This window comes from Paenibacillus lacisoli (assembly GCF_030580655.1).
In the GTDB taxonomy this organism is placed as follows: Bacteria; Bacillota; Bacilli; order Paenibacillales; family Paenibacillaceae; genus Paenibacillus; species Paenibacillus lacisoli.
The window spans coordinates 115,073-128,379 of sequence record NZ_JAUQTB010000011.1; the positions used below are offsets into that span (position 1 = coordinate 115,073).

The window sequence follows — 13,307 nt, forward strand, 5'->3', positions numbered from 1 at the left end:
CAGTTCCATTCATGCTCTAATCATAGGGAACGTTCTGCTTAATTCAAAGTTACCGCTGATCCGCATGGAAACTGTAACCATTATCAGTTATGCTGAAACTACCATTTGGTATATTAAACCATTATTGGGGCTTTTCCTGTTTCCGGACAGGATTGGATCCCTTGGTGATCATAGGAGGATGAGGCATGACGTCACATTTGGATGAAGCGGTTCAGAAAAGCTTTACAATTGTAGAATACGAAGCGAAGTATGCAAAATCCTTGGCAGACATGTGGAACCTCAGCAGCGACAGCTGGGGGGGAGATCATGTGCTTCAGACAGAGGAAGGCATCATGGAAGAAATGGAGAACAGCCCGAACCTGAAAACTTTTCTGGCTGTGCAGCAGGACGAGGTTATCGGCTTTTGCAGCTTCTCTTATTACCAAGAAGACCGCGGGGCGTTGTACATCCCTCTCTTGAACGTACGTCCCGACTTTCATGGACGCAAGGTCGGCAAGGCTCTGGTGCTGAATGCCGTACAGCAGACGATCGATATGGGCTGGCCAAGACTGGACTTGTACACATGGGCAGGGAATACCAAAGCAGTCCCCACCTACAAAAAATGTGGTTTCTTCTGGGAACGACGTGACGAAACCACGCACCTGATGAATTTCATTCCGGCCGTTCTTCAGACCGAAGCCCTTCTGCCCTTTTTCGAGCAGGCTGACTGGTATGAAGATGGCAAACGTGATCTCAGTGTAACGCCGGATGGCAGCGGAGAGAACGGCTTTGATTATTTTACATATGAATGGGAACGCGACGGCCGTTATCTCTCTGTAGAATTCGAGCGTACGGGCAGAGGCATCCGCTTCATTGAGACAGATACGTACAGAATCGCTGCCGAGATTTCCAAACACCGCCTTCCTTTTGGCAAGAGGTATGAGATTAGTTATGACATCATCAGCAAAGACGGCCAGCCGCTGACCGTTGAGATTGAAGGTGTCAGTAATGAAAGTATTGATTTTAATATACATGAACACATCGAAACGACAGGCACATCCCAAGTGCAGGCGTTCTTCAAGGTGAATGAAATATCAGAGGAACCGAACAAATGGCGTACCCATCCGGTAGTGGAAGCCCGCTTGACCATCAATGGAAGGCGTGCGGATTTCAGGACAGGGGTGTATCCGGCATTTCCCGTGACCCTGAAGCTGAACTCAGAGCTGTCCGACTTTGTGACTGGACAGACCGCAGCCTTCGAGCTCAATGTGGAAAATCATTATGATGAAGAAACCCGGTTCGTATTCACTCTTCCGGAGGGCGGGCTGCTGGAATGGAAACAACCGGAACAGGATATGATCCTTCCACCGCAGGGTCGTGCAGTCATTCCGATTGAAGCCAAAGTCCTTGCGACCGGTCTATATGCTGAGCAGGTCCGCATCCAGGCATACAGCGGCGGTGAAGTTATGGACTTGACCTGCGAAGTGAGCAAGCTGGTTCAGGGCCACACCGGCTTATTTGACGGAGAAACCCTGGATGAGTGGATCATCGGCAGCGGTGCCTATACCGCCCATTTGCATAAACATAACCTGACCCTGACACTTAAGACCATCGGAATGCGTTATGGCAGAACCACTTTGTATTTCCCTAAGTTCGGTCCCCCGTTCCGTAATGAGTTCATGGATCAGCGGCCTTTTCAGATTGAACATGAATACGGCGCTGAATCTGTCACTCTTAAAGCATCCTACCGTATGAAGCAGCTTCAAGATCGTACACTTGTCCTGACTGCCAAGCTATACAGCAGCGGGCTTCTGGAAAGGTATTTTCTTATTTCTAAACCTCAGGACGGGGATGCTTCCGGTGAATTAAGTATGCGTGAACTGTTCCATACGAGCATGGAGTGTGGTGTAATTCCCTACAATCAGGGCTTTTATGACTTGTCCCCAGGTGCCGCTGCGATCAATGCAGAATACTGGAAAACTGAGAACATCCATGAAAACTGGTTCTTCATGCGGGACAATAAACAATCTCATGGTCTGTGCTGGCCAGCTTCTGCCCGCCTGATCAAGGAAGGTTACCGGTTTGCTGTAGAACAGACGCTGGAAGGTTCCCCCGCAGACCCGTTGATCCGGACAGCTTCGGTCTATATAAGCCTGAACACGTTCGGGAGCTGGCAGGAATTAAGATCTTTTGCCCGTGGATCCTCGTCACCGCTCTCATCCAAACTGAACGATCACCTGGACATTTTGCTGAACGGTGGAAACCCTTTTGTTAAGGGTACCTTTAATATCGAGATCGTGGAGCACAAAAATGTCAATCTCGATGGCTCGGTCTCGGCTGTATCTGATAAAGGAAGCTTTGCACCGATACAGCAGGTCCTGTCCGGAGGGAGTTCGCCTTCTCATTCTTCTATGCCGGTAGAGTTGACCACAGCAGCCGAAGTGGACCAGGCTATCATCGGGCTGGATCTGGATGTCTATACAACAAGCAGACCACGTATATTTTTCCCGCTCGGACAAGTACCCGTACAGCTGGAAACTACCCGGGCGCATGATCTCGAAGTGATTAGCGCAGATAATGGAAGTGTTCGTATCAGCGCGGCAGCAGCTTATGCTCCGTCACTCTATTCCATTTCCTATCACGGCAAAGAATGGCTGGAATCCTCATTCCCGCAGGTTCATGCCAAAGCATGGTGGAATCCATGGCTTGGGGGAATCGCCTCCCGATTCGATGATGTGTCCTTCCGCTCCATGATGGAAGAGCCCCGCAGCGCTTCGTTTGCGGAACTCCAGGACCAGCATGGAAACCATTGGTCCGGCATCCGTGTATCCGTGAGTTTTGATAAACACAAGCAGTACACAGGGCTTCGGTTTCACCAGTACTATCTCCTGCTGCCAGGTGCTCCTGTCGTAGCTTATGCCGTCCATGTAGAGTTTCCGGAGGATAAGACGCTTGAACATTTTGATCTGAGTACGTGGGTGAACTATGGGCCAGGAGATGAGCTTCGCCGCAGCGGGGTCAAGGTACGTGAAGCTTCAGGAGAGGAATTTGCCTATAAAGCAGGCCTCTTTGATAATGAGCAGAAAGTTAACGGTGCAGCTCACTTTTACTCCACAGAAGTGAAGGAGCAGCTTACGCTGATTGCTGACCCGCGGCAGGGCCATCATTATTTCTATATGGATAACCAGGTTTTGTCTTCCATCATCCAGGACAGCTATTATGGGTCTCATAACGATTCCCTGATCACGAATCCGCTCTTCTTCATTATCAGTGAGACAACCGCTCAGAACGCAGCTTATGATGATCTTCGCCAGCTGCGCTTCCTGCTCCCTGCCAAATAAATGACATCGATGGAAAGGAGTCAACGATCATGCGAATGATTGATGCCCATATTCACTACTCAGAAATTGAGAGCTTTTACGAGACAGCCCGTGACCTCGCCAAGGTCGACTATACAGCTGCAGGCCTGGCCGCCGAGTTCAAGCGATCAGGTATCATCGCTGGAGTCGGAATGGGCGTAACCGAGGTGGAACCCGGTGGATTTCCCGACGATAGCTCTGCGAATCCGATGGAACTGGACCTGCGAGGAGGCCTGCCGGAATCTATTTTCACCTGTGTTGGCATTAACCCGCTAACCCTGCAATCGGATGGGCAATTGAGCGCACTTGAGAATGCTCTTCAACGGGATGATGTAGTAGGAATCAAGCTGTATGCCGGTTATTATCATTTCTCTGTTAGTGATGCAGTCTATGATCCGGTCTATGAGCTGGCCGCTGCATATCACCTGCCGGTAGTGATTCACGGAGGCCTGACCTATTCCGACCGCGGCTTGCTCAAGTATTCCCATCCGCTGTCTATGGAAGAGGCCATTATGAAGCACCGGGATATTAACTTCATGATCTGTCATCTTGGAGATCCTTGGGTGATGGACACAGCCGCCATGCTGGAGAAGAATCCAAACCTGTATACGGATCTGTCAGGCTGGATCGTTGGCGACAATGCCAAGGTGAACCGGTTAATGAAGGAACAAACCTATACGGACCATTTTCGCAGAGCCATTGTGTTCGCAGAGAAATATGACCGTCTTGTCTTCGGAACCGACTGGCCTCTGGTACCCATTCATTCTTATATTCGTTTCGTGAAGAACCTGATACCCGATGAACATTGGGAACTTGTCTTCTATCACAATGCACTGCGGCTGTTCCCAAAACTGGATCAAGGATTGAAGCGGCTTGGATTGATTTAAAAAAGGGGAGAAGCGCATATATACCGCTTCTCCCCTTCTTCTGTTCGGCTCATGAATTATTGTTCATTCTGGGTGTCTAGCTCATGCAATGCTCTTAAAGATCTCAGCACATAATCCAGCAGTTCCGCAAGATCATCCATTTGTTCTTCCCCTATTTTGCGGTCAAAGGTTACGTCGATTCTGTTGAGATACCCTTCGGTTCCAAAAGTGTATGTGAGGTGCTGTGCGATCCGGGGCTCCGGACCCCAGATGCCGGATAGTACGGATGAGATCTGCGCGCAGACAGCCTCCGGTTCACGGAGCTTCATACGAAAGCGGATATCCAGTCTGCAGCCGATCGGTTCCGTCCCGGCCAGCTGCAGCAGTTCACCTGCCAGATCATGAAGAGATGATGATAATTCCACTTCCGCAGTAATACCGAAATGCTGCGGAAGTGCGAATGCCAGCATAAACCTGCGGGACAGGACAGCCAGATCCATCAGATCCTGACGTCCCTGAATAACAACAGCCTGGCTTAGATTATCCAAATCGTAAATTTCATTCTCCAAAGCCACCTTCACGTTCTCAAATATGGTCGGATCATACAGCATGTTGACATCTCCTTATCAGTAACAGTTTTGATCTGTTTGGATGGTAATGATGTTCGCAGTCAGCCATCGTCTCCCGGTAGTTCGTCCATTTCAAGGCAGAAAAGGAACGCCGCTTCCTTGCTGACATATGATAGAGGGAACACATCATGGATGGAATGAGTGAACGAATATGAACCAAGACGAGAAAGAGCGGCTGATCACGCTCATTGTGTTGATTGTGGTGATTGTATCCTTTGCGCTGGGGCTCGGTGAGAATGAAGATGGCAGCAGCGGCGGGAATACACCTACAGTAATAGTCTGAACTGGATGGTGACGTTATGGCGGGAAACGGGAATGGCAGTTCTCAAAACAGCAAAAAAGCTCAATCCCTGAGTCCGCAGCAAATTGCCGTCATCGTGGGCCTGCTGGCCAATGTGCTGGACGTCGATTCCATCCTGCTTGATCGTAATCAGCAAATCCAGATCGTATTGACCGGATCGATCCGCAAGAAAAATAAAGCTGACCGGATCGCGGAGGAACTTGACAATATTAGCGTTGCCGAGCTGATTAATGCTTTTTTGCGAAAATAACCAACATAAACGAAGAAAAGCCTCCTCAGCCAGCTTCCTGGCCTGACGGGGCTTCTTGGTGTTCTTGTAATAAATCAGATACCGTGAGACTTAGATCATCCAACCTCAGGCAGATGTTCGCGGCAGTAGGCCTCGAGCGCCTGCTCTTCCTCTTCTTCGAGATCAAAATCAAGGTAGGTGCCGGTCGTCTTCTCATTCAGATCGTATTTAACCAGACCTTCCCGGTCGGTATCTACGACATAAATGGCACGGACAACAATGCCGTTGTCGTTAAACAATTCATCGTCTTCTTCTACTTCAGTCTGAATAATAAATTCATAGCGTTGTCCACTCAGAATCCCGAAGGCATCCCGGACAAGCTCGACTTCACAGGTGGTAAAGCTGATCATGACTCCATCCCTTTCATTTTAGAACCGTACCGGTGGATATGAGGCTTCATATGCAGGGTACTTCTATTTTCATGTACAATCTACAAAATTATACGTCATTATTGTCCGGCTGCCTAGCAGATCATGGCGAAAGGTATTAAACAATCAAGCGCAAAAGCTAAAAGGATGCCTCCTCAGAGACACCCTTATAAACAAGTATATTGCTGGCAAAAGAACTACACATCATATTCTAACTGTTTTTTGGCCTGAACGATCAGATCCATCGGTGTTGGCATATGTTCTGCCTCATATTGAACTGCACCAATCTTCAGATTCAATTCAACCTCGTATTTCCGCGAACGATCCGACTGGTTCAATTCCTGCATCTTTAAACGCAGACGGTCGACGACCACATTGGCTCCAGGGCGGTCTGTGAACAGCAGCAACCCCCAAGTCGGATGATCCTCAGTTCCCAGCATATATAGCGAATCGTTGGAACGGATGCTGGTCTGACTCAGCTGGGAAACCTGATAGATCGTCTCGGTTACCTGTTCAGCACTGATCATGCGCTTAAGCTCATCCCAATATTTCACGTTAAGCACCATCAACGTTAAAGGAATTTCATACCGCTTAGAGAGTGCCATAAACACAGTGGCATCCTTTTGAAACGAGCGGCTGTTCTTCAGATTGGTATGCTCGTCCATCGTCGCCAGTGTACTGTTCGTCCGCTGCAGCTGGTTATTCTGTTCCTGCAGCTGCCGGATTCCCTGGGTCAGCATCCAGGTTACCACCGTAAAAGCCGGCGTCATGATCAGCCAAAAGTAATTTTGCATCCCCACACTATCGCCCCGCACAACCGTTTGATACAAGGTAAACGTGCCATATCCGAAGATGAATACAATATTCAGAATTAGTCCTGTCGTAAGGCTCGTGAAATACGTAATAATCGCGATTAGAAAAGCCGCATTGAGAAAGACAATATTCTGAAAATACAAATTGGGATCCTGCGCCGTAAAGACAACGGCAATAAAGCAAAGAATAAACAGCAGCAGAAGAGCTCCGTCTGACATCAGGTAGCTGCTGCGTCTCATGGCTCTTCCCTCCGTCTCTTACGGTATTTGCGAATCATGAAGATCAGGGATACCAGCACGAGTACAAGCAGCATAACCGCGACCGCTGTAAAAGAGAGCACGTCTGTACGCTGCAGCAGCCGTGTACCGATAGCATCCGAGCTGGAACCGGCTTCTTTCTTGAAACGAAAAGCTTGAATGACGCCATCCTTGTCTGTAATGACGGCATCCCCGAACACTTTATATCTGGCCGTATCACTGGCAATCAGCTTGGAGGCAAGATAAACGGATTCAGAGGAAGCTCCCGTCACAGCCAGCAACCCATTCCCATCCGAGTAAGGCGAAGAGATCAGCTGCAAGGCTCCTATACGCTGCCCATAATCAGGATCCAGGCTCATTTTCTCATTGGATACAAACGCCGCCCCTTTCGAATCATACCGGAAATACAGGTGGTCATTGTTTTCACGGATCAGCTTGTTGCTGGTATAACCGCCAATAGCAATAATCTGTGCATTTCCCAGTTCGGCATCGCTGACATTGTCGCTGTAGACCCGGACGTCTCCTGCATTGCTCTGCATATATTGTCCAAGCAGATTGAATACATTAGATAGGGCACGGATCGTATATTCATCAGGATCAGCCGGCAGAACAACGGCAATCTTATTATAGGCACCATCCCGAAGGAACGGATACGGATAGTCGTTGAAGAGCAGTTCATTCCGGTCTTTTGTATTTAGCTGCAGCAGAGAGTCCGGAGAAATAAAGGCCCATGGCTGTTCGCTTGAGCGTACGGTGCAGGGTGCATCTGTCATCTCCAGATCAAATGCAGCCGTTACCGTGAAGTTGCCGCTGACATTCAGGTTCTCTGGCAGTGTTAATGTCAGGGTATCTCCGTCAGCCATCTGGGAGGACAGCTTCTTGCTTCCAATAGGCGTGCCATTGACCAGGAGGGTTACCATAGACCGCTGAAAATCAAGGTTCTGTGCGTATCGAAAATTCATTGATATTTTACTTCCGGAAGCAAGGGAGCGATTGGCTGGCAAGGAAATAAAGAAGGCCTGCTCCTGATGCCCTTCCCCGGTCAGCTTGCTGCCATTCTCGGTCAGGCTGATCCGGCTGCTGATCGGCACGGCCGGCGAGGCCGTATCGGTATTGGCTTGAATAAATTTCGAGCTCCCCTTCACCTGCCGGACAAGCTGTGCATTCGCCAGCCACTTGCCCGCCTTGCGAAGCAAATCATCATTGTCTGAAGTGACGACCATGACAGTCTGTCCTGCATAATGCATGACTTTAATAAGGGCTGCTTGTCCCAAATCTGTCCCCTTCAGATCGGCGCTGCTCAGGCTGGACTGAATTTCGGCAGGAAGGTGAGAAGGTTTGGCGACCATGATGACGGTCTTTTTCACTTTCAAGCCGGCCGTATCCATGGGTACCAGCGGAATATTTTTATCTTTTAACGGGTTCTGACTGGCATATCCAGATAATGCATAGATACCGGCTTCCAGCTCGGCCGGATCCGCCTTGGCTGGTACCGACACTGCATTCCAGGCATTCTGCATCGTGTCCCGTCCAACGAAATGGCGGCTGAAGTCCGCAATGCTGTCTGTCGTCGTCAGCGACTGGTAAGACACAACAACAGCAGAAGTGTCATACAGCTGAAACCAGCTGTCCAGGCTATCCTGCGGCGGACAGACATTCTCACTTAATGTACTCTCCATCCGTCCTTGCAGGGTCAGCGTATTGCTGCCCTTGACCAGCCAGGCCTTAGGCAGCGTTACGGTCAGGTGCTGACTCGCCTGATCATTGGTGACCGGTCGGAATGAATAAAAATTTTTGCCGTTTAGGAGCATGGTTATGCTGGACTGGGTACCCTGGGTCAGCTGCGATGCCTTGTAGTCCAGATTGATTTGAACCTGGCTCACATTCCAGTAATCCTCGATTTGGAAATACTCCTGTTTCACAGAGGTCGTTCCGGAGAAAGCCCGGTCTGTATCTGTAAATGGAACCTCATATTGGGCTGTCGTCTGGGCAGCCCCATAGGTTACAGGCACTGCTGTCAGCCAGCCTGCAATCAGAACCAGAGCCACCATCCAGCCCAAGCGGCTGTTAAAGCTCATACTAATCTTCTCTATCCTTGAAGCCTGCCATCGTTGTCTAGAATCGTTCGGTTTTATACCATTTCGCCTCCCTTTTAAATAACAAGTCTTTCATATAGTTGTACAGGCCGTACGCAGCTACTACCATCCACATTTGACAATAGGATACATACATCAAAAGAATAATCCAGATATTGGAGATCCGCATTTCGCCTTTCTCTGTAACCAGCGTAATGAAGGTTCCTACTACAAACAATATGATGGCCAGCAGCCACAAAAAGGAGCTGAATCCGGCAATCGTTGTCGTTACATACCCCATCGCATGCAGGATCAGCAGCAGATCGGACATAATTAATGATGTCAGCAGCAGAAAATAAATGGATAAGAAATATAAAATATCGAACCGGATATTGCGGGCCGAACGGTTGAAGAGCAGCCGCGTATTTTTGACAATCACGTAGATATTCCCCTTTGCCCAGCGGGTCCGCTGCTTGAACCACACCCTGACCGTCTGCGGCTCCTGCTCCCAGGTCACCGCCTTGGGCTGGAACTTGATCCGGTAGCCCATCATATAGATTCGGAAGCTGATTTCTGTATCTTCCGCGATGGCCTTGACATCCCAACCGCCAATCTCCTCAACAATATGACGCCTCATAATGAAGTTCGTGCCTGGAATGGTGCAGAGCTTGAACAATTTCCAGCGGCCGGCCTGCGCCATCCATTGGAAAGACAAGGTCTCTACGTTAATAAATCGGGTCAGCAGATTCGTATTCCGGTTGCGGGTACGGAATTTGCCGATGACAGCGCCCAGCTTCGGGTCGTTCATGATCTCTCCGACCAAATAACGCAATGCCGTCCGCTCGGGTGTATTGTCGGCATCATAGATGGCGATCAGTTCGCCTTTACTCTGTGCAAAACCGATATTCAGCGCATTAGATTTCCCTTTTCCGCCGGTTACCGCATCTGTGTTAATAATGATCAGATTCCGTCCCGGATAACGGTCCTTAAGCTGCGCCAGCAGTACACTGCTGTTGTCTGAAGAATTATCGTTAATCACAATGATCTCATAGCGATCATGCGGATAATCGAGACCCAGCAGTGACTCTACGGTCTTCGTAATGACAATTCCTTCGTTATGGGCGGGCACCATGATGGTGACAAACGGAGCTTCGCCTTCGATCGCAGGGACGTCTTCCTTCTCAATCTGCATGTAATAAAAATAGCCGCCGATGATCAAAACGACATTTACCAGAAGCAGCGACCAAATACAGAATACAGCCACCAGCATCAGAATGTCGGCAATCGTCACAGATACCGCCTCTTTCTATCCGTTCAGTGTGAACTTATTTGTAATATTTTCGCTTGTACAGGCGGTATCCAATAATTAGAAATAAACCAAAGACTAATAGCGTAACCCCGATGATGGCAACAAAAATATTATTCTGAACCCGGAATAATCCGCTAAGACTCTGCCGGGCCTGCTTCGTGTAGGCATAATCCGCCTCTGCAGCACCTGACGTTCCTGACAGCAGTGTGGAATTCTGAGTCAGACTCTGTCCATTCATCTTCAGAATTCCTCCACGAGACTGAAGGAGAACGTGGTCGTTCTTTACCTGATGCTCCTCCTGCTTATAATCAGCAAACACCAGCCACTGTGCTTCCAGCCACGCTACCTCTTCATCTAAATGTACGGAATCTGCCTCAAAGTTAAGTGTGACTGCCAGATCCACCGGCAAAGTATCGGCAGTCTTTTTGTGGCGAACGTACTCCTGCAGCTGCCGGATCGTCACTGTGAATGGCGAAGAGACGAATACTTTGGATTGCGGGCTTCTGTCTCGGTACATGATCTTTTCATTCGGATAAAGAAGGCTTGAATCAAAAAATGCCATGCCCTCTGCTGAATACAGATGATCATAGGACCAATACAGCTCGGCTCCAATCCCCAGTGGCACGATCTTATGCTGAGCCAGCACGTCGATGAATGAAGACATCTCTCTTTTCAAGACGGTCTTGTCCTGACTGATCGTATCCGCAACCACCGGCGTATTGATAACGATGCTGCCATTCCGGGCCTGCACATACTGCATGGCCTGCAGGTAACGAAGCATCGCCGGGTAATCAGTATGCTCGAAGACGGGCTGAACACTGACGACAAAGGGTATTCCCGCGCCATACAGACGGTCTGCCAGGGCTTTCAGCTTCTCAAGATCCGAGAACGGATAGATCCCCCTGATGACCAGATATAGATTCCCCGGCTTCTGAACACCAAGCCAATCTTTCAGCAGTGAGGACAATGCCAGCTCACTTGCATTTCCTTTTACGTAATAAGGAACATATCCCTGGCGGCCGTGGATCACCCCGAACGGTGCTGCATGTGATCCATGGTACAGCTGAACCGCTCCGTATGGCTGCCCTTGATAGCTGGTAATCACGGGCAGACTGGGAACTCGGGTTGGAGCCGAAGACCAAGCGTCAGCCGTTATGGTCACTGCCGCGTCCGGGATTACAGCTGTAACGGTATGCAGCTGCTGCTGAACGCGTTCAGGGAGGTGGGTACCTATATGCAGATAATCACCTGTATAAGCCGCCATGTCTTTCAGAAAATCCTTGTTAATATCATATAAATCCGGAGCATTCTTGACATAAATGACCCGGTCGTATCCGCTAAGCGTATCTGCTGTATAATGATCTAAATTCATCACTGTCACCTGTGCCCCAAAAGCAGCCAGCAGCCGCTGAAGCTCCTCTACATTTCCCTCCTTCGGCGTATCCACGGCAAGACTGTCGTAGAGCAGCAGAGTCTTTGTATCCGGCTGCGCCTGAACAGCGGCCGGACCGGATAAACTCCCGCAGAGGCAGGTTATCAGAAGGATCACAGCGAGCCAGCAGCGTCGTTTCATGATGCATCCACCTCCTCTGGCTGCCATATGGAACCCCGGATCAGGTCTGACACGAGAGCCAAAGTGACCAGGTCAAACGCGGCCGTGAACATAAATTCATGCTTCGCCAGATCCGCATCCCCAGCTCCGATAATCGAGACTGCAATCCCGCTGAGTCCCATAGCAATCATCATCAACAGCAGCGGCAGCCGGATTAGACCCCTTCGATGTTTGCTGCGCAGTTCCGCAAGGAATGAGGGCGTATACATGCCGAGGATGACGATCATCCAGATGAGAATAAACCCGAATGTTTTGGGAGTCATTGCTGCCTTCAGCAAGCTGTATCCGGAGAAAAAGCGGGTCTGTTCCCCGAAAGGTTTCCCTGCCATTTTCTCATAGTTTCCCATCGCCGCGGGCCGGATGATAAAGGCATCCCGTGCAGCTAGATTCAGCATGCTTCCTGCCTGGCCCGGATGGGTAAGATAATATTTCAAAATGGAGCCGAAGCCGTAATGGTTATAAAACCGCTGTTCCAGCAGAGGAGAGTTCACATCTACTGTCGTATAGGGCTCATAATAAATGCTTCCGCTCAGAATGGCGTACTGTCTGTCTATGCCCAGCGATTGCAAGGTTTCTTCCGGTTCGGCTGCCCCATTGAGCACACCGCGTGTCATGGCATGATATTTGTTGATATTAACAAACTCCTTGGGGATCAGCACATAGGAAGCTGCGCCGGCAGCCACAATGAGAACCAGTGAACCGGCCGCAAGCACCTGAAAACCTCGCTTATTCCGAACCCATAGCAAGCCGATGCCCATGACTCCGATGATAATGCCGACCGGAGCATTCTGCTGCTTGCTGGTCGTCAGAAGAAGAGCGCTTATCGCGAATATGCCGAGCAGCACATAATCGTTATACCTTCGTCTATAGAGCAGAAGCCCTGAGGCGAACAGGTAAATCATCATAATCCAGACGATACTCTCACTGTAAAAAGAATTGAAATACGCAGTATACGCAGTATCGCCGAAGACCAGGACAGCCATGAACGCGATGATATAACCTTTCCCTGCCGTCATTCGTGAGGTCAATCCTTCTACAAGCAGATAGACCCCTCCTATATAAAGGATCGTGAACAAAGCTGCCTGTACACGTACGTCAAAGTGCTGAGAATCAATCAGAAGCTTATTCAGCCAGATGGACATTTTGATAAAAAGAGACTGGGATGAAGTCAGGGTCGTTCCATTTTCATTAAAATACTGCAGAATGCCAAAATCCTTGACGAAGTACCCTAAATATTGGCTGTTATAATCCGGGGCATTGAAGTATAGTCCGTTGCTGTACAAAATACGAAAAAAGTCACCATTATCGGCCATACCGATATAGGGTCTTGTAAACAGCGCAATCACGGTAACCAGCAAAACGCCCACAGCCGCGAGCCCCGAGGGGGGCAAATAACGGCTCAAGACGGGCAGCCACCGCTGCAGCCATGCCGAAGCTTTATTCACTGTTG

At 49.4% G+C, this 13,307-nt stretch carries 11 protein-coding genes; 4 read left to right on the top strand and 7 right to left on the bottom strand.

The genetic code is table 11. The annotated features are described in order from the left end of the window. Positions 1-185 precede the first annotated feature (185 nt). Together Q5741_RS16710 and Q5741_RS16715 are read left to right on the top strand one after the other, a co-directional pair. On the top strand, positions 186-3,320 hold the full coding sequence (locus Q5741_RS16710; RefSeq protein WP_305025262.1) for a GNAT family N-acetyltransferase: 3,135 nt from the start codon (positions 186-188) through the stop codon (positions 3,318-3,320). Positions 3,321-3,349: 29 nt separating this feature from the next. After that, a complete protein-coding gene (locus Q5741_RS16715; RefSeq protein ID WP_305025263.1) occupies positions 3,350-4,225 on the top strand; it encodes an amidohydrolase family protein in 876 nt (291 codons plus the stop codon). A 56-nt stretch (positions 4,226-4,281) separates the two neighbouring features. Here the strand turns inward: Q5741_RS16715 and Q5741_RS16720 are convergent, their stop codons facing one another. After that, a complete protein-coding gene (locus tag Q5741_RS16720) occupies positions 4,282-4,815 on the bottom strand; it encodes a hypothetical protein (RefSeq protein WP_305025264.1) in 534 nt (177 codons plus the stop codon). Between the two features lie 169 nt (positions 4,816-4,984). On the opposite strand from Q5741_RS16720, the gene Q5741_RS16725 reads away from it, so the two are divergent. After that, positions 4,985-5,116 (top strand): hypothetical protein, encoded by a 132-nt coding sequence (locus Q5741_RS16725; RefSeq protein WP_305025265.1) that lies wholly within the window; start codon positions 4,985-4,987, stop codon positions 5,114-5,116. A gap of 16 nt (positions 5,117-5,132) precedes the next feature. Further along, the gene (locus Q5741_RS16730; protein WP_305025266.1) at positions 5,133-5,384 is read left to right on the top strand and encodes a hypothetical protein; all 252 of its coding nucleotides are present in this window, start codon (positions 5,133-5,135) and stop codon (positions 5,382-5,384) included. A gap of 95 nt (positions 5,385-5,479) precedes the next feature. Here Q5741_RS16730 and Q5741_RS16735 read toward each other — a convergent pair whose 3' ends face one another. The 6 genes from Q5741_RS16735 to wsfD form a co-directional block, all read right to left on the bottom strand. Continuing rightward, positions 5,480-5,773 (bottom strand): DUF6509 family protein, encoded by a 294-nt coding sequence (locus tag Q5741_RS16735; protein ID WP_305025267.1) that lies wholly within the window; start codon positions 5,771-5,773, stop codon positions 5,480-5,482. Positions 5,774-5,988: 215 nt separating this feature from the next. Further along, positions 5,989-6,843 carry a diguanylate cyclase domain-containing protein gene (locus Q5741_RS16740; protein ID WP_305025268.1) on the bottom strand — a complete coding sequence of 285 codons (855 nt, stop codon included), beginning with the start codon at positions 6,841-6,843 and terminating at the stop codon, positions 5,989-5,991. Then, positions 6,840-8,939, bottom strand: a complete 2,100-nt coding sequence (locus Q5741_RS16745; protein WP_305025269.1) for a cellulose biosynthesis cyclic di-GMP-binding regulatory protein BcsB — start codon at positions 8,937-8,939, stop codon at positions 6,840-6,842. The genes Q5741_RS16740 and Q5741_RS16745 overlap by 4 nt, the downstream gene beginning before the upstream one ends. 37 nt (positions 8,940-8,976) lie before the next feature. Continuing rightward, complete coding sequence (locus Q5741_RS16750; RefSeq protein WP_305025270.1) at positions 8,977-10,227, bottom strand: glycosyltransferase family 2 protein; 1,251 nt, start codon at positions 10,225-10,227, stop codon at positions 8,977-8,979. 34 nt (positions 10,228-10,261) lie between these two features. Beyond that, positions 10,262-11,818: a hypothetical protein gene (locus Q5741_RS16755; protein WP_305025271.1), complete on the bottom strand. Its 1,557-nt coding sequence runs from the start codon at positions 11,816-11,818 to the stop codon at positions 10,262-10,264. Continuing rightward, positions 11,815-13,302 (bottom strand): glycan biosynthesis hexose transferase WsfD, encoded by a 1,488-nt coding sequence (gene wsfD, locus Q5741_RS16760; RefSeq protein ID WP_305025272.1) that lies wholly within the window; start codon positions 13,300-13,302, stop codon positions 11,815-11,817. Before wsfD ends, Q5741_RS16755 begins: the two co-directional genes overlap by 4 nt. Between the last annotated feature and the right edge of the window lie 5 nt (positions 13,303-13,307).

Coding starts and splice junctions, on each gene's coding strand:
- Q5741_RS16730 (WP_305025266.1), top strand. CDS start 5,133: ATGGCGGGAAACGGGAATGGCAGTTCTCAAAACAGCAAAAAAGCTCAA.
- Q5741_RS16740 (WP_305025268.1), bottom strand. CDS start 6,843: ATGAGACGCAGCAGCTACCTGATGTCAGACGGAGCTCTTCTGCTGCTG.
- Q5741_RS16725 (WP_305025265.1), top strand. CDS start 4,985: ATGAACCAAGACGAGAAAGAGCGGCTGATCACGCTCATTGTGTTGATT.
- Q5741_RS16710 (WP_305025262.1), top strand. CDS start 186: ATGACGTCACATTTGGATGAAGCGGTTCAGAAAAGCTTTACAATTGTA.
- Q5741_RS16715 (WP_305025263.1), top strand. CDS start 3,350: ATGCGAATGATTGATGCCCATATTCACTACTCAGAAATTGAGAGCTTT.
- Q5741_RS16720 (WP_305025264.1), bottom strand. CDS start 4,815: ATGCTGTATGATCCGACCATATTTGAGAACGTGAAGGTGGCTTTGGAG.
- Q5741_RS16755 (WP_305025271.1), bottom strand. CDS start 11,818: ATGAAACGACGCTGCTGGCTCGCTGTGATCCTTCTGATAACCTGCCTC.
- Q5741_RS16735 (WP_305025267.1), bottom strand. CDS start 5,773: ATGATCAGCTTTACCACCTGTGAAGTCGAGCTTGTCCGGGATGCCTTC.
- Q5741_RS16745 (WP_305025269.1), bottom strand. CDS start 8,939: ATGAGCTTTAACAGCCGCTTGGGCTGGATGGTGGCTCTGGTTCTGATT.